Source organism: Pseudomonas sp. LBUM1664 (assembly GCF_059695895.1).
In genome coordinates, this window is sequence record NZ_CP166791.1 from 3102759 (window position 1) to 3118984 (window position 16226).

General features: G+C 59.1%; 12 protein-coding genes. 8 read left to right on the top strand and 4 right to left on the bottom strand.

What is annotated here, in order from left to right:
- Nucleotides 1-247: 247 nt before the first annotated feature.
- On the bottom strand, nt 248-1162 hold the full coding sequence (locus ACA047_RS14420; RefSeq protein ID WP_497360056.1) for a LysR family transcriptional regulator: 915 nt from the start codon (nt 1160-1162) through the stop codon (nt 248-250).
- A 244-nt stretch (nt 1163-1406) separates the two neighbouring features.
- On the opposite strand from ACA047_RS14420, the gene ACA047_RS14425 reads away from it, so the two are divergent.
- The 5 genes from ACA047_RS14425 (at nt 1407) to pgm (ending at nt 7833) form a co-directional block, all read left to right on the top strand.
- Nucleotides 1407-2432 carry a zinc-dependent alcohol dehydrogenase family protein gene (locus ACA047_RS14425; protein ID WP_497360058.1) on the top strand — a complete coding sequence of 342 codons (1026 nt, stop codon included), beginning with the start codon at nt 1407-1409 and terminating at the stop codon, nt 2430-2432.
- 242 nt (nt 2433-2674) lie between these two features.
- Nucleotides 2675-2992 carry a hypothetical protein gene (locus ACA047_RS14430; RefSeq protein WP_497360060.1) on the top strand — a complete coding sequence of 106 codons (318 nt, stop codon included), beginning with the start codon at nt 2675-2677 and terminating at the stop codon, nt 2990-2992.
- Between the two features lie 131 nt (nt 2993-3123).
- A complete protein-coding gene (locus tag ACA047_RS14435; protein ID WP_497360062.1) occupies nt 3124-4608 on the top strand; it encodes a hypothetical protein in 1485 nt (494 codons plus the stop codon).
- An 87-nt stretch (nt 4609-4695) separates the two neighbouring features.
- Complete coding sequence (locus ACA047_RS14440; RefSeq protein ID WP_497360064.1) at nt 4696-6093, top strand: aminotransferase class I/II-fold pyridoxal phosphate-dependent enzyme; 1398 nt, start codon at nt 4696-4698, stop codon at nt 6091-6093.
- A 93-nt stretch (nt 6094-6186) separates the two neighbouring features.
- The gene (gene pgm, locus ACA047_RS14445; protein ID WP_497360066.1) at nt 6187-7833 is read left to right on the top strand and encodes a phosphoglucomutase (alpha-D-glucose-1,6-bisphosphate-dependent); all 1647 of its coding nucleotides are present in this window, start codon (nt 6187-6189) and stop codon (nt 7831-7833) included.
- Nucleotides 7834-7887: 54 nt separating this feature from the next.
- On the opposite strand, the gene ACA047_RS14450 is transcribed toward pgm, so the two are convergent.
- On the bottom strand, nt 7888-8583 hold the full coding sequence (locus ACA047_RS14450) for a pirin family protein (RefSeq protein ID WP_497360068.1): 696 nt from the start codon (nt 8581-8583) through the stop codon (nt 7888-7890).
- A gap of 241 nt (nt 8584-8824) precedes the next feature.
- On the opposite strand from ACA047_RS14450, the gene ACA047_RS14455 reads away from it, so the two are divergent.
- Nucleotides 8825-11293 carry a UvrD-helicase domain-containing protein gene (locus tag ACA047_RS14455; protein ID WP_497360070.1) on the top strand — a complete coding sequence of 823 codons (2469 nt, stop codon included), beginning with the start codon at nt 8825-8827 and terminating at the stop codon, nt 11291-11293.
- Nucleotides 11294-11365: 72 nt separating this feature from the next.
- On the opposite strand, the gene ACA047_RS14460 is transcribed toward ACA047_RS14455, so the two are convergent.
- On the bottom strand, nt 11366-11644 hold the full coding sequence (locus ACA047_RS14460; RefSeq protein ID WP_003201764.1) for a DUF1652 domain-containing protein: 279 nt from the start codon (nt 11642-11644) through the stop codon (nt 11366-11368).
- A 202-nt stretch (nt 11645-11846) separates the two neighbouring features.
- Entirely contained in the window at nt 11847-13301 is a 1455-nt protein-coding gene (locus tag ACA047_RS14465; RefSeq protein WP_497360072.1) for an MFS transporter, read from the bottom strand.
- A 132-nt stretch (nt 13302-13433) separates the two neighbouring features.
- Here ACA047_RS14465 and ACA047_RS14470 point away from each other — a divergent pair, with 132 nt between their 5' ends.
- Nucleotides 13434-14339 carry a LysR family transcriptional regulator gene (locus ACA047_RS14470; protein WP_497360074.1) on the top strand — a complete coding sequence of 302 codons (906 nt, stop codon included), beginning with the start codon at nt 13434-13436 and terminating at the stop codon, nt 14337-14339.
- Between the two features lie 330 nt (nt 14340-14669).
- Nucleotides 14670-16127 (top strand): serralysin family metalloprotease, encoded by a 1458-nt coding sequence (locus ACA047_RS14475; protein ID WP_497360076.1) that lies wholly within the window; start codon nt 14670-14672, stop codon nt 16125-16127.
- Nucleotides 16128-16226 lie beyond the last annotated feature (99 nt).

Genomic DNA, 16226 nt, shown 5'->3' on the forward strand with positions numbered 1-16226 from the left:
CAGCGTGGTGGGTGGTGCGTTCACTAGGGCTCGGTCATTGATATGGGGTAGGGGCGAACCACATCTCCCTCAGTGCATCCATCTTCATCAATAGCCCATTTGGCCCAAGGCTGGGGGCATCCTTTTCAAACCATCCAAAGCATGCCCTCAAATATGCCCCCAATGTAGCAATCCACTGGAAGTGTATGGATCTCCATGGTCTATGAAAACGCAGAAATGATCAGATAAACAGCCCGCCAGACGGCTTCTATAGACTCTCAGGGTCGCCGAAGAACATCTGAATCCGCGAGCGCAACCAACGTTCGCCCGGGTCGTTGTCCTGGGACCCGCGCCAGGCCATGTGCAGCTCGAAGCTGCGCACCGGTATTGGCGGGTCTTCGGCACGTACCCCGCCAGCAGCCGTCAGCGCGTCGGCGGTGTAGTCGGGTACGGTGGCGATAATGTCAGTGCCTGCCAGCAGCGTGCTCAGACCGTTGAACTGCGGCACCGCTAATACTACGTGGCGCTTGCGGTCGAGTTTCTCCAGCTCTTCATCGATGAAGCCGCTCAAGTCGCCGGCGAACGACACCAGCGCATGGGGGCGGGCACAGAATTCATCCAGGCTCAGTCGTCCCGGCGCGGTGTCGGCCCGCAGCACTTTGGGCAAGCTGCGCCGCAAGACCTTGCGCTTGGCGTTGGCCGGCAGGTCGGCGGTATAGCTGACACCGATGGAGATTTCCCCGGACGCCAGCAGGCCCGGCATCAGAATGTAATTGACTCGGCGTACCACCAGCACAATGCCCGGCGCTTCGGCTCGCAGGCGTTTGAGCAGCATCGGCAACAGGGCGAATTCGGCATCGTCCGACAGGCCGATGCGAAACACGGCGGTGCTGGTGGCCGGGTCGAATTCCGCCGCCCGGCTGACTGCGGTGGAAATCGAGTCCAGGGCCGGGGAGAGCAGGGCGAAGATTTCGACCGCCCGGGCCGAAGGTTCCATGCTGCGCCCGGTGCGTACGAACAGTGGGTCATCGAACAGGCTGCGCAGGCGCGACAGCGCGGCGCTGATGGCCGGCTGGCCGAGGAACAGTTTTTCGGCAGCGCGGGTCACACTGCGTTCATGCATCAATGTTTCGAACACGATCAACAGGTTCAGGTCGACACGACGCAGGTCATTACGATTCATCTGGGGTCCTGGCAGATTCGGCAAGCTTGACGTAAGCGGCCATATGGGAACAATGACCGGCGTGAATCTTACGGGGAAAGGCTGGTACTCTGCACCGGCTAATTGAATTTTTCTAAAGGACTGGTTAGGTTTCTTGCTGCGGAATCAATGACAGGCATGTCGACTATTAATAGCCACTGATGGTCTTGGGTACAAAGCCCGGATAGAGTTCATAGCATTAGAGGTTACTTTGACGAGGTTTGCGATGTCCCGCACGATCCGTTTTCACAAGTTTGGTGGTGCCGAGGTGCTCAAATGCGAAGAGCACGTGGCGGCTCTTCCTGCGCCAGGAGAAGTGCAGGTCCGTGTCGAAGCGATCGGCATCAGTTGGTACGACATCCTGTGGCGCCAGAACCTGGCGTCGTCCCAGGCACGCCTGCCTTCGGGCCTGGGCCATGAAATGGCCGGCGTGGTGACTGCCGTCGGCGACGGTGTCGACGATCTGGCTGTGGGCGACAAGGTCGCCAGCTTCCCTGCCGAGAGCCCCAACGATTATCCGGTGTACGGTGAGGTTATCGTGCTGCCGCGCACCGCCTTGACCCGTTACCCCGACGTGCTCAGCCCGATCGAAGCCGCCGTGCACTACACGCCGCTGCTGATCGCTTATTTCGCCTACATGGACTTGGCGCGGGTCAAGCCCGGACAGTTTGCCCTGGTAACCGATGCCAGTCATTGCGCCGGTCCGTCCTTCGTGCAACTGGGCAAGGCCCTGGGTGTACGAGTGATCGCGGCCACCAAGACAGCGGATGAGCGTGACTATCTGCTGTCGCTGGGCGCTGAGAAAGTCATCGTCACCGAAGAGCAGGACTTGCTGATGCAAATCAACAAGCTCACTGACAGTCGTGGCGTCGATGTGGTGTTCGACGGCCTTGGCGGGCCGCAAATGTCGCTGCTCGGCGATGTGCTGGCACCGCGTGGCAGCCTGGTACTGTATGGGCTGCAGGGCGGCAACCAGACGCCATTTCCGGCCTGCGCGGCGTTCCAGAAGAACATTCAGTTCTTTGTGCACTGCATCGGTAATTTCACGGGTAAGCCGGAACTGGGCATTGTCCAGGACCAGGTGGCTTTGCAACGAGCACTGCGTGATATCAATCAACTGACCGCCGATCGCGTGCTGCTGCCGCTCAAGACTCGTGTGTTCCCGTTCTCCGAGTTTGTCGAGGCTCACCACTATATGGGCGAATGCCCTTGCCGTGAACGCGTTGCCCTTCAGGTCGTCGACCCCGCCTGATGCTTGTCTTGCGCAAGAGCCACCGTCCCGGGCTCTTGCGCTGCTTTCGGCCAGACCGGCCATCCCTCCTTTTGCCATTCACGCCTACTGCCTTGCCTGGCGGTGGTGCGCTTGTGCCCGGCAAGCGCGCCCTTGAGCGGGCTGCCCCGGTTCGCTTAAAACCGATCCTGTTTGGCCAGCGACATCTGAACTGGTTTTTGCCCTTAATCTGTATCTTCTAATCATTATTTAAGTCCTGATAATTGAACGCTGATTTCCATCTCAAGGAAGAAGTCGTGGCGCGGTATAACTTTTTCGAAGGTCTTAAACCTTTTGGGCCTGTTCAAGGTGTTTCGGGCGTTACTTGGTATAAGCCTATCTATCGACTGTGGGGAAAACAGCGTGAGGCAGAAGGTAAATTGAAGTTCGGCATGTTCTTTATTTATCGTACTCATTGTCTGTGGGACGTTGTCAGAATTCTCCTAGGACGAGCCGTTAATCCGGCGATAGCCAATGGTTTGGCGGCTTTTAGGGGCGTTCTGAAGGGAAGCGGTCCGGCTCCCAACGTGTGTATCAAATAATTACGACAAGCAAAGCTTGGCCGTATTACTAATACTCTCTGCAGTACTAGAACAATCCTTCTAGACCTACACGTCGCTCGGTCACGCTGGTGCAGGTGCGACGCCGATATTGAATTTCCAGGTAAATGGCTATGAGTGCAATTCATGAGCAGGCAATGACTCACGTGTATCAACAGATACTGCAACGACTGTTAGGTTTTTATTCCCGTGCAGAACGTACCGCGTTGCAGCTTTTGATCCAGCGTTTAATTGTCGCCGCCGGAGGCATAGACCGGATTGGCGACTATCGCGTGCTGACGGTCCAGAACGGCAGCCGGGACAGCTTTTACGTACTGACAGCCTTGCGTGCCGCGCAGTTGAGCATCGCTGGCAGGCATCCAGTGACCTTTAACCTGCGCGTCGCCACGCCGCGCCTGAGCGAGACCACTCAGTCGACCCTGGAAAACATTCACCGCTGCTACAGCGCTTTGTTTGTCTACGACGATCCCCGAGTGGAGCTGCTGATGGCGGATAACCGCGAAGTGGTGCCGTTCAATCACAAGCAACCGTTGTCGCTGGCCGGGCATGAGGCCAGTCGCATGGACATGCTGGTTCTGGGACACCTTCGTTCGGCGCACAGCCCTTTGGAGGTTGGCGACGACGGCTATCTGGCGATGGCGGAGTTTTATCGGCATATGGCTCGCTGGGAGGCGGGGGTGGACTCGTTGGTCAGCAGTGATACGCCGCGTCAGCAAAAACAATTCATGTCGGGCCTTCGGCGCGCAACCCGCAAGATCGGCCTGGCCACCGACAACACTGGCAGCTTTGACAGTCTCTTGACGCAACTCGATACCTTGGGCAGCGATCTCTACCAGCACTTTTATGGCCAGGACCGCCTCGGCACGTGGAAACCCGAGGGCCATTTCGAGGCATGCCGGCGGGTGGGTCACATCGGTATCGACGACCTGATAGTTGATCGTTCGGAAGAAGCCAATTGGCCGCTGTTCAACGAGTTTCTGCGGGTACAGACCGGCAGTCTCATCGCCTCGGCGCCCGAAAACGAGTACGTCAGTCCACTGCTGTCGGCGCATTTACATGGCCTGCAGGCCTGTTATCTGCAAGGGCGCAGCTACGAAACCGGTTACGGGGATTACGTGCAGCGGGCGATCATGATCATGCATCGCAAGCAACTGCCGGAGCACGTCTGCCAGCAGGCCTGTGAGCTGTTTGGCTCACCTTCGGCCATTCCCGAGCGTCGGGCTCAGGCCGCCATCGAAGCGCAACAGACGCTGGGGCTCAACGAAACGCAACTGGTGTGCATGCTGTTTGCCCCGTTCGTGGAGCAAGGTGCAGGCCTGGAACACTTCCTGCGTTGTTGCCACCCCGGCATGCTGGTGGCAATGCCGGACCTGCACAAGGCCATGCAGGGCGCGACGATCGCCGATCAAGTGGCGCAGTGGATGGTCGACGTCAGCGGCTTGTCCATCGACGTGCTCGGTAAGCTGTACCGGGCGAGCATTGCGCTGCCGGAGGACATCGTATCGGGGATCGACGCGCCACAGGCCGTTGGCGGTGTCGACGCCGAAGAGGCCGGGCAGGGCGCCGATGCTCTTTGCGAACGCTTGGCAAGGCACTGAGGTACGAGGTTTGACGGATTCATCCACTCTGTATCCGGCCAGCGTTCCGGTCTGGCCGGTTACGGCCCGCTCTTTTGGCTCGACCCCATGAAAGGCGGCCGGGAAACAGACTTTGCCTATCAGGCGGTTTATCGTTATCTGACCACCCTGATCAACGAATTGGGTGCCGATGCCCGGGTACGTCTGCCGTCGTTACGGCAACTGGCGGAGCGGCGGAATGTGTCGATTTCTACCATCCAGTACGCCTATTCGTTGCTGGAAAAGGAAGGGCGCGTCTACTCGATTGCCAAGTCCGGTTATTACGCGCTGCCGGTGCCTTGCGTGGCCACCCTGGGCAGCGGTGACGATTGGCTTGAGACCCTGTACGTCAATGCCCGACGACCGGGCATGCTGGTGCTCAGTGCTGATGAGCCTGCGTCGATGCAGCCACTGGACAGCCCACTGTTGTTGCTTGAACGCGAGCTGCTGCGCCAGTACCCGCGCTCCTCACAGACGCCCTCGCAACCCTGGGGCGAGTTGGAATTGCGCACCGCGCTGGCGGCCCGTTACACCTCTTCACCGGCCCGCTGCTGGAATGCCGATGACGTGTATATCGGTGCCGATTTGCGTGGTGTTTTGGAGATTCTGATCGCCGTGCTGGCGCTCAAGGGCGCCGTGGTACTGATCGAGTCGCCCTGGGACTGGACTGTCCTGCGCTTACTCCAGGCCTCCGACATCCGGGTTATCGAGTTGCCGTTGCTGGCGGGCGGGGAGATCAATACCGAACAACTGGAACAGCTGCTGGTGAACGAAACGGTGCGTCTGGTGGTGCTGTCTTCGGTCTTGAGCATGCCAAGGGGCACACTCATGCCTGAAGACAATCGCCGCGCTGTGGCGCGCCTGCTGGGCCTGCACGGCACTTGGGTGCTGGAGAACGACAGCTATGCCGACCTGGCGTTCGAGGCTGGGGTTACGCCTTTTCGAGATTTGCTCGACCCAGACCGGTTGATCGTCTACTCCACTTTTGAGAAAACCATTGGCCCAGAGGCGCCGTATGGTTATGTGTTGTCGCGCCAGTTGACTCTGCAATGGCAGCGACACTTTTTGTTGCGCGCATTTCGGCTATCGCCGATTCGTCAGAAAGCCATTGCCCGCTTGTACAGCAACGGCCGGATCGATCAGCACTTGCTGGTACTGCGACGCTTGTTGCGTGAAAGCGCGGTTTCGGCCACGCAATTGCTGCGCGAGCGGCTCGGGGACAGCCTGCAATGGGTTGAGCCACACGGCGGCGCGACGATCTGGATGCGATCATCGCGCCAAGTCGATCTGCGACGGGTTTTCCAGCGACTGCTTGTCCAGCGAATCGTCATCGCGCCGGGGGCGTTATTCAGTATTCAGGGTCTGTACGCACAACATATTCGCCTGACCCACGCCTTGGGCGGCTCAGGTGATCTGGACGCTGCGCTCTGCGCGCTGGCCGACGCCCTGAGGCTTGAGCAATCCTGAATGGGAAGCGATGGGATCGAACCCATCGCGCCATGGTCGAACTGTCAGTAAACTGCACATTATTTCCCGAGCCACTCCATTCAGAGGTTTTGCATGACAGTCAGTCCATTTGCGGGCAAGCCGGCACCGGCAGAGTTGTTGATCGATATCCCGCGACTGGTGACGGCCTATTACACGGGCCGCCCCGATGCCTCGGTTGCGACCCAGCGTGTGGCTTTCGGCACCTCCGGTCACCGTGGCAGTTCCTTCGATCTGGGATTCAACGAATGGCACGTGCTGGCGATCAGTCAGGCGATCTGCCTGTACCGTGAAGCCCAAGGCATCAACGGGCCGCTGTTCGTCGGGATCGACACTCACGCGCTGTCTACTCCTGCGGGCGCCAGCGCACTGGAAGTGTTCGCTGCCAACGGTGTGACCGTGATGATCGCCGAGGGCGATGAATACACCCCGACGCCTGCGATTTCCCACGCCATTCTTTGCTACAACCGTGGCCGCACCACGGGCCTGGCGGACGGCATTGTCATCACACCGTCCCACAACCCGCCGCAAAGCGGTGGCTACAAGTACAACCCTACCAACGGTGGCCCGGCCGATACCCATATCACCAAATGGATCGAAGCCAAGGCCAACGAACTGCTGACCAACCAGTTGGTCGGCGTCAAGCGCATCAGTTATGAGCAGGCCCTGAAAGCCGACACCACCCACCGTCACGACTACCTCAACACTTACGTGGCGGACCTGATCAATGTCATCGATTTCGATGCCATCCGCAGTTCCGGGTTGCGCCTGGGCGTCGACCCATTGGGCGGTGCGGGGGTGCGCTATTGGCCGGCCATCGCTGAGCATTACCGTCTGGACCTGGAAGTGGTCAACACCCAGGTGGACCCGACCTTCCGCTTCATGACCGTCGACTGGGACGGGCAGATCCGTATGGACCCGTCCTCCAGCCACGCCATGCAAGGGCTGATCGGCCTGAAGGAGCGTTTTGACGTCGCCTTCGCCTGCGATCCGGACCACGATCGCCATGGCATCGTGACGCCGTCCGGCGGCCTGCTGGCGCCGAATAACTATCTGGCGGTGTCCATCGATTACCTGTTCCAGAACCGTCCGCAATGGCGCGCCGATGCCGCCGTAGGCAAGACGGTGGTCAGCAGCGGTCTGATCGATCGCGTGGCCAAGCGCCTGGGTCGCCGCCTCTACGAGGTACCGGTAGGCTTCAAGTGGTTTGCCGACGGCTTGTTCGACGGTTCACTGGGCTTTGGTGGCGAAGAAAGTGCCGGTGCCTCGTTCCTGCGCAAGGACGGCGGCGTGTGGAGCACCGACAAGGATGGCCTGATCCCGGCGCTGCTGGCGGCTGAAATGACCGCTCGCACCGGTCGCGACCCAAGCCAGGCCTACCGCGTCCTGACCGATGAGCTGGGTGAGCCGTTCTCGGTGCGCGTCGATGCCAAGGCCAGCCCGCAGCAGAAGGCGTTGTTGAGCAAACTGTCGCCGGATCAGGTGGCGTCCACCGAACTGGCCGGGGAAACGATCCAGTGCATCCTCAGCCATGCGCCGGGCAATGACCAGGCGATTGGCGGCCTTAAGGTGATGACCGAAAACGGTTGGTTTGCGGCGCGTCCTTCCGGGACTGAGGACATCTACAAGATCTACGCCGAGAGTTTCATTGGCGATGAGCACCTCAAGCAATTGGTGGTCGAGGCGCAGACGCTGGTGGATGGTGCTATTTCCAGCAAGTGACAAAGAGTTGTGGCGAGGGAGCGCGCTCCCTCGCCACACAAGCAGTGCAGGCCTTTAAGTCGCGTCTACGAGGACAACTTCGCTGTCCTCGATAGCGGTCACCCGCAATATCCGTTCATCTTCTATCGCAACGCCGTCTCGAGCTTGGGCACGCAAACCATTGATTTCTATTGAACCCGTGGCCGGTACAAGATAGGCGCGACGTCCCGTCTCCAGCACATACTCGACGCTTTCTCCCGCCTTCAGGTTGGCCGCCACCACTCGAGCATCGGCGCGGATGCGCAGGCTCTGGTCATCGCCAGCCTTGCCACTGGCCAGGGTCACAAAGCCTTCTCGCGAGCCTTTAGGGAACGGTTTGGCACCCCACGAAGGCGCCAGCCCCGTTTCGTTAGGGATGATCCATATCTGGAAAATGCGTGTAGGCGTCGATTCCAGGTTGTACTCGCTGTGGGCGATCCCGGTGCCGGCGCTCATGACTTGCACGTCCCCGGCCTCTGTCCGGCCCTTGTTACCCAGATTGTCCTGATGGCTGATCGCGCCTTCGCGCACATAGGTGATGATTTCCATGTCCCGATGCGGGTGTAGAGGAAAGCCCGTGCCCGGGGCGATCACATCATCGTTCCAGACCCGCAGGTTGCCCCAGTGCATGCGCTTTGGGTCGTGATATTCGGAGAACGAAAAGTGAAGGTGCGTATCCAGCCAGCCAAAATTGGCTGCGCCTAAGGAAGTGAACGGTCTGAGTTCGAGCATGTTCGTGTCCCTCTTCGCAGATTCAAGTGCGAAAGCGATGGTTGATCAACCATTCTCCTAGGGCTAAACATCGATAAAAAGCGTAAAAAATGCGTCCCACCTATCGTCTATTTAGATACAAAATCGGGATACAGCTTTCACTTCATCGCCTAAACCTATGACATATAAGCTTTTTGGTGGAACCTGGTGAAAAATACAGACACCATAGACGCCATGGTTCTGAACACCGGAGTTTCCAAGCGTGTCGCAACACACTCCCGATCTACCCCCCGAACTTTTGCCACTGGCCCAGATGCCGCTGCTCAAGCGCCTGGCCGCGCGGCTTTTTGGCCATGGCCTGACGCGCCTGCGAGCCCAGCATCGCGCGTCCTGGCTGCACGGTCAGGCCGATGGCTTTCGCAGCGGTCATACCGCCGGTTTTGACTACGGCTATAAAGAAGGCAGGAGCGAAGGGCTGGAAGAGGGCCGCCAGGTCCTGTTAATCCGTGACTCGCGCAGTACGGAACACCCTGCACCGAAGGTCGATGACCTGTTGTTCGACGACTGGCGCCTACCGTTGACCGCTGAACTGAAGAAGCGCGTCAAGGCGGACGTCGCCCGCTTGCTGCCAGCACATGCACAGCCCAGCGCCGCGCAATGGAAGATGATTTTCAGCGATACGCCGTCGACCTCAGTCGTGGCCGGTGCGGGTGCGGGCAAATCCACGACCCTGGTGCTGCGCATTGTACTGTTGTCCCATTACCTGGGTTTTGAACTGGACTCGATGACCGTGGTGACGTTTACCCGGGAGTCGCGCAAGGATTTCATCCACAAATTGATCGAAGTGTTCGCGCTGTGGGGGCGAACGGTCAGCCTCAAGGAAGCCCGTGACCTGGTGCGCACGTTCCACTCGCGTATCCTGCCCATGGTGCGCAGCCTGCCCGGATTTGAGCGGCTCCAGGCTTTCGAGACCCTGAGCCATCGCGCTGAGCCGGGCGATGACGACGCCCAGAGCAACCCCTTCGACTTACGCATCAATGATGCTCAGCGCCAGCAGCTCAATGCCTGTTACCACAGCCTTTACCAGCGCGACGAGCGTTTCCGTGAGTTGATCAAACCGTTGTCCCGGCATGCCTTGCAGCTTAAGGAATTGGAGCGCGATCACCCGGATGTGCAAAAACGGGTAGCAGTGACCGAGCTGGCGGCCCAGCGCGACGAAGCGCTGTGCGATGGGATTGAAGACCTGTGGTTTCGCGCGGGTGCCTGGCCGATCAAAGGCATTGAGCCCAAGCGCCAGACATTTGAGATCAACGGGTCGAGGTTTCACTGTCACGGCTACATTGCGTCCCTGGACGCATGGGTGATGCTGGGTTTCGATCCGCGGGAAGATGCGCGGCTCAGTCGCCCAGGCGCCAAGCTGAGTATCCGAGCGGAATGGGCAGTAAAGCGCACACTGTTTCAAGCTTTCTGTCGTAAGCCAATGATATGGCTCGAAAGTTACGAAACCTCAAAACGTGTTTTGGCCTCGCTGGCCGGGGATGCCAGCGCCGGCCCCGGGTTCGACTACAAGGTCAAGGGTGAGCTAGGGGCGGCACCGTTGCTGGATTGTTTCGTCGCGGCAGCGGGTTTTATCGAGAACCTTGGCCTGGACGTTCCAGATGCGGTGGGCCGGATGTGTTTTGCCCAGGATGATCCGGATCGGTATTTCTTCGAGGCATTAAGCCGCTATTGGCGGGCATTTGAAGACCATTTGCTCGATCAGTCGCCGCCAATCATGACCTACAACCGGATGTTCGCGTTATTCAGCGAGCATTCACCGGAAAATTTCAAATTGCTTGGCGATGCACTGCTCAGGCCCTTATCGCACCTGATGATCGACGAGTTCCAGGACGTTTCGCCGCAGATCGTCTCATGGCTTCGTGCAAGCCTTCGGGAAGTGCGCAGCCGTGGTCCTGCCATGCACGTGGGGCGCGGGGCCCAACGCTCGTCCTTGCTGTGTGTCGGTGACGATTGGCAATCGATCTATGGCTGGCGTGGCAGTTCCCCGAGCTATTTCATGGGGTTCAATAAGCAATTCCCGTCGCCGGCCACTACCCGGGTGATGCTGACCGACAACTACCGCAGCCATCAGCACATCATTGATGCGGCCGAGCATATCGTCCGCGCGGCTGCGGCTATCCCTGGCAAAAAGGCCAAGGCCAGCGGCAAGCCTCGGGCGCTGAACCCGGTCAACGTGCTGGACCGAGACGACGAAGGCCTGGCGCGACGACTGGACGAGCACTACCGCCAGGGCGATTCAATCTTGATGCTGTATCGAAAAAGTAGCTATAAGCTATTGATTGAAAAACATATTCAATCAATAGTTAATGTTGATTCTAGCTTGCCTTACGCAGCGCGACGTCTCAGGCAAATGACCTACCACAGCGCCAAGGGGCTTCAGGCCGATGCCGTGTTTTTGCTGGGCGACTGCCAGCATTTGACCAGCTCACCCTATAAGAATCAGGTCTATCGAATGGCCGGGTTGGGCCAGGATGGCGATGCTGAACCCTACGACACTGCGCAAAAGGACGAGATCCTGCGCCTGGCGTACGTGGGTATCACCCGCGCCGTTCAGCATTGTTACTGGTACGTCGACGGCCAGGACAACCAGGCCGCCCATGCGCCTAAAGCGTCGGACCGTATCGGGACGGGCAAACCGTTCTTCGCCGACCATCGCCGTGCCCACGGTTGAAGCAAGCTTGTTGCAAACACCGCGTGCAAAACCATTACCCACAAAAAAGCCCACAGAAGTGGGCTTTTTTCTTCAGGAAGCAAACCGTCGCAAACCAACCGGTGGCACAAAGGCTTCCAGCTCGGCCTCCACTGCTTCAATTATTCGCTCCACGTCCGGAGCGTTCATCACGGTCGCGCAGGGGATGCCTGCAATAGCGATCATGGTCTCGCCGCTGGCACGATCAAACAATCGGGCGACCATACTGCCTGGTGCGTCCATGCTGGCTTCAAATCCCATTGGATGGAAGTGCCAGCGCATCAACTGGCAGGCGTTAGGGAAGGTAACCTTGCTGAAAGACCCTTTATTCATGAGTTGCCCACCTTCTTCAATCAAGCGCTTCCTTTTGCTCATGTCAGGAAGGAAGAGCCATCATGGCTCTACCAGTGAGAACTAAAAGTAGCACCTGATAATGAAAGTCATGTGGCTTTTTTCAGTCCGTTTTGCGATTGGTTCACTTTTTTTGATCTGCATCACGACTTAAGCAGTAATGCCCAGAACGCCACCATCCATCTCATGCAGTTTCCTGATGTTCACTCAACGCCTCTGGGACGCGGCATTTCAGGGCGATGAGCAGTGCCAGGACCATCATCGCCAAGGCGACGGCATAGGTGATGTGCAGACCATGTGCCACCGCTTCGGGGGTAGCGGTGGAGATGTCATTCGTCGCCATCCCGAAGGCGAATACCGCGCCGAGAACCGACGCACCGGTAAAAAAGCCCAGATTGCGTGACAGATTGAGCAACCCGGAGATGACACCACGCCTGTGGTTGGCAACATCGGCCATTACCGCCGTGTTGTTGGCCGTCTGGAAGAGCGCGTAGCCAAGGGTTGTTACCACGACAGCCGTGACGTAGCCGCCTATGCCAAGGGCAGGTGATACCAGCGACAGCATCAGACAGCCAAGGACCATGATCGCCAGCCCGACGAGCCGCATGGGGCGCACGCCGAAGCGGTCCGCCAAGCGACCCGCAGGTACTCCGGCAAGCGCGGCGACAGAAGGCCCCGCTGCCAACACCAGCCCTACGAGCGTCGCGGGCAGCCCGAGGGCGATGGACAGATAAAAAGGGCCGACCAGCAACGTTGCCATCATCACCATCGCCACCAGGGCGCTTGTGGCCAGGCCCGAGACCAGCAGGCGGTCTCGAAACAATGCCAAAGGGATCAGCGGCGACGCTACCCGGGTCTGGGCCAGAACGAATAGCCCACCTCCCAGGATCGCTGTCAGCAACAGGGCGATATTCGACCAGCCGAAGTCCCCGAGTTTCGAGGTCATGGCCAAGGCATAGGCGGTGAGCGTTGCCGATAACAGCAATGTGCCCATGACATCGAAGCGGGTTCTCTCGACCTTCGCCACCGGTTGCCGGGCGGGCAGTGAGCGCCAGGCCAGCAAAAACGTCAGCAGCCCAAGGGGAACGTTGATCAGGAACAACGATTGCCAGCCGAACCCGGTGATCAATGCACCCCCCAAGGACGGCCCAAGCGCGGTGCCCACCGCCGATAGCGTGGCCAGCAGCCCCATGGCGCTGCCAGTCTTTTCCTTGTTGACCGTTTCGCCGGCCAGGGCCAGGGTCAGCGTCATCATGATGGCTGCGCCCAGGCCTTGCAGCGCCCGCCCCGCGATTAACAGCCAAAGCGAGGACGCCAGGCCGCACAGGGCTGAGGCGAGGGTGAACAGCAGAACCCCGGCCAAGAGCAACTTGCGACGTCCTATCAGATCACCCAGTTTCCCGACGCTGACAATCAGCGTGGTAATCGCCAGCAAATAGGCCAGCACCACCCATTGCACCGCTTGAAAAGAGGCATCGAACGCCTGAGCCAGCGTCGGCAAGCCCACCGTGGCGACACTGGCGCCCAGGGAGGCCAGCAGCGTCGAGAGCGAAAGGCTGGCCAGGGCCCCGCGTGGTGATAAGGCCCGTTCTTCGTCTGTTGCCGTCGGCAGGCTCTGTTCTGTGTTAGCAGGTTTCATCGTATGCGCTCTGTCTGCAGCTCCCAAAGCGGAGCTATCAGAACCTTACGCCCAGGCATAACATGGCGGAAGACGCATCGTTTGCATGTTATAGCTGCATATAACGCCATCTATTCAAGCCAGGGCCCGACAATGTCTACACCTGACCTCAATCTGCTGGTCACCCTTGATGTGCTGCTCTCTGAAGGCAGCGTGGTCCGAGCCGCTCAGCGGCTGCGGCTCAGCCCTTCGGCCATGAGCCGGGCGCTGGCGCGTTTACGTGAAACCACCGGCGATCCGCTGTTGGTACGGGCGGGGCGGGGCCTGGTGCCCACACCCCGCGCGCTGGAATTGCGCGAGCAGGTCAGTCAACTGGTGCAGGACGCCCAGGCGGTATTGCGACCGGCGCAGGCCCCGGACCTGCGGCGGTTGAGCCGAGTCTTTACGCTGCGTACCCGCGAAGGGTTCGTGGAGAACTTCGCGGTCGACCTGATTGCCCGCATCAGCGAGCAGGCGCCCGGTATACGGCTGCGGTTTGTGGACAAGGCCGACAGGAACAGTACGGCATTGCGCGAAGGCACCGTGGACCTGGAAACCGCCGTCGTGGACGAAAGCACCAGCCCGGAACTGCGAACGCAGGCGTTGTTTGGCGACCGCGTCATCGGCGTGGTGCGCTCGGGACACCCGCTGAGCCAAGTAGAGGTGACCACCGCTGCGTACCTCGCAGGCGGCCACATCGGTATTTCCCTGCGCGGCCCCGATTATGGCCCCGTCGACCAGACGCTAGGACCAATGGATCTTATGCGGGAAATCGTGACCACCGTCCCGGGGTTTTCCACTGCGCTTGCGCTAGCCCGATCCAGCGACTTGATCGCCAGCGTCCCTGAACGCTACACAGCCAACCTGCGCATGGGTATGCACAGTTTTGCGCTGCCGTTTTCGATGCCTGAATTCACCATTTCCATGCTTTGGCATCCCCGAATGGATGCCGATCCTGTCCATCGTTGGTTTCGAGGCTGCCTGCGGGAAGTGTGCGGGGGCAAAAACGCAGAGGATTAGTCCAATTGATTAATAGCGTTTCGCTGGCACTTAGTTGGCGAAAGTGCGGCACCGTGCACACATCGGCACTCATCGATATTTAATATTTAAATAGAGTTTTGTCCGACAATCTTTAAGGCTACTAATTAAATGCCTGTATTAACGGGGCGACACCCGTTGTTCATGGACGCTAACAAATTAACCGTCTAGTTGGTCCGAAAAAAACGCTAGACGTTTGATTTCGAATTGTGTCAGCGTTGTTACGTCCTCAGTGGGCGAGTGATAGGACGATCTCGCCAGAGATTGTCTGTCTGACAAAAACTGTTCCATTGCAAACAAGGAAGTGTGTTTATGTCGAAAGTCAAAACCAACGCTATTGATTCATCCGAGCAACTCCTTTGGGCGCCGCAACCCTGGGCGGCTTCCAGCAATGCATTCAATCAGATCAATAGTTTCAGCCACCAATATGATCGCGGCGGTGATCTGACCGTCAACGGCAAACCGTCGTATTCCGTCGACGAGGCGGCCACCCAATTGCTGCGCGACGGCGCGGCTTATCAGGACCGGGACGGCAGCGGCAAGATCGAGCTGACCTACACTTTGCTGACTTCCGCCTCCTCAAGCACCATGAACAAACACGGGATCAGCGGTTTCAGCCAGTTCAGCGCCCAGCAGAAAGGCCAGGCGTTCCTGGCCATGCAGTCCTGGGCGGACGTAGCCAACGTCACCTTCACCGAAAAGGCCAGTGGCGGCGATGGCCACATGACCTTCGGCAACTACAGCGGTGGTCAGGATGGCGCGGCGGCGTTTGCTTACTTGCCAGGGACCGGTGCCGGTTACGACGGAACGTCGTGGTACCTGATCAACAGCAGCTACACCCAGAACAAGAATCCGGATCTGAACAACTACGGTCGCCAGACCCTCACCCATGAAATCGGCCACACCCTGGGCCTGGCGCACCCCGGCGACTACAACGCCGGCGAAGGCAGCCCGACCTACGATGACGCCACTTATGGCCAGGACACTCGCGGCTACAGCGTCATGAGCTACTGGAGTGAAAGCAACACCAGCCAGAACTTCAGCAAGGGCGGCGTCGAAGCCTATGCCTCGGGTCCGCTGATGGATGACATCGCAGCCATCCAGAAGCTCTACGGGGCTAACGCCAGTACCCGAACCGGCGACACGACCTATGGTTTCAACTCCAATACCGGTCGCGACTTCCTTAGCGCATCCTCGTCCTCGGACAAAGTCGTGTTTTCGGTTTGGGACGCGGGTGGTCGCGACACCCTGGACTTCTCCGGGTTTACCCAAAACCAGAAAATCAACCTCAATGACGCCTCGTTCTCCGATATTGGCGGCATGGTAGGCAACGTGTCCATCGCCAAGGGCGCGATCGTCGAAAACGCCACCGGCGGGTCGGGCAGCGATCTTTTGATCGGTAACTCGGTGGTCAACGAGCTCAAGGGGGGTGCGGGCAACGATATCCTCTGGGGTGCCGGCGGTGCAGACAAACTGTGGGGCGGTTCGGGTTCGGATACCTTCGTGTTCGCCGCCAGTTCCGACTCGCGGCCTGGGACGACGGATCAGATCCTCGACTTCGTCAGTGGCCTGGACAAGATCGACCTGACCGGGATCACCCAGGGCGCAGGGCTGCACTTTGTGAACGCGTTCACCGGTGCGTCGGGCGATGCGGTGCTGTCGACATCGGGCGGTAACAGCTTGCTGTCGGTGGACTTCTCCGGGCACGGCGTGGCTGATTTCCTGGTCAGCACCGTGGGCCAGGCAGCGGTTTCGGACATCGTGGCCTGATAGCTCGATCCCGGTAGGAGCTGCCGAGCGAAGCGAGGCTGCGATCTTTGCCCCAGACAATTGAGTCTCAAGCAAAAGATCAAAAAAACGCAGCCTGCG

Bases quoted from the DNA above. Each gene is read 5' to 3' on its own strand.
- ACA047_RS14420 (WP_497360056.1), bottom strand. From the start codon at position 1,162: ATGAATCGTAATGACCTGCGTCGTGTCGACCTGAACCTGTTGATCGTG.
- ACA047_RS14425 (WP_497360058.1), top strand. From the start codon at position 1,407: ATGTCCCGCACGATCCGTTTTCACAAGTTTGGTGGTGCCGAGGTGCTC.
- ACA047_RS14435 (WP_497360062.1), top strand. From the start codon at position 3,124: ATGAGTGCAATTCATGAGCAGGCAATGACTCACGTGTATCAACAGATA.
- ACA047_RS14440 (WP_497360064.1), top strand. From the start codon at position 4,696: ATGAAAGGCGGCCGGGAAACAGACTTTGCCTATCAGGCGGTTTATCGT.
- pgm (WP_497360066.1), top strand. From the start codon at position 6,187: ATGACAGTCAGTCCATTTGCGGGCAAGCCGGCACCGGCAGAGTTGTTG.
- ACA047_RS14450 (WP_497360068.1), bottom strand. From the start codon at position 8,583: ATGCTCGAACTCAGACCGTTCACTTCCTTAGGCGCAGCCAATTTTGGC.
- ACA047_RS14460 (WP_003201764.1), bottom strand. From the start codon at position 11,644: ATGAATAAAGGGTCTTTCAGCAAGGTTACCTTCCCTAACGCCTGCCAG.
- ACA047_RS14465 (WP_497360072.1), bottom strand. From the start codon at position 13,301: ATGAAACCTGCTAACACAGAACAGAGCCTGCCGACGGCAACAGACGAA.
- ACA047_RS14470 (WP_497360074.1), top strand. From the start codon at position 13,434: ATGTCTACACCTGACCTCAATCTGCTGGTCACCCTTGATGTGCTGCTC.
- ACA047_RS14475 (WP_497360076.1), top strand. From the start codon at position 14,670: ATGTCGAAAGTCAAAACCAACGCTATTGATTCATCCGAGCAACTCCTT.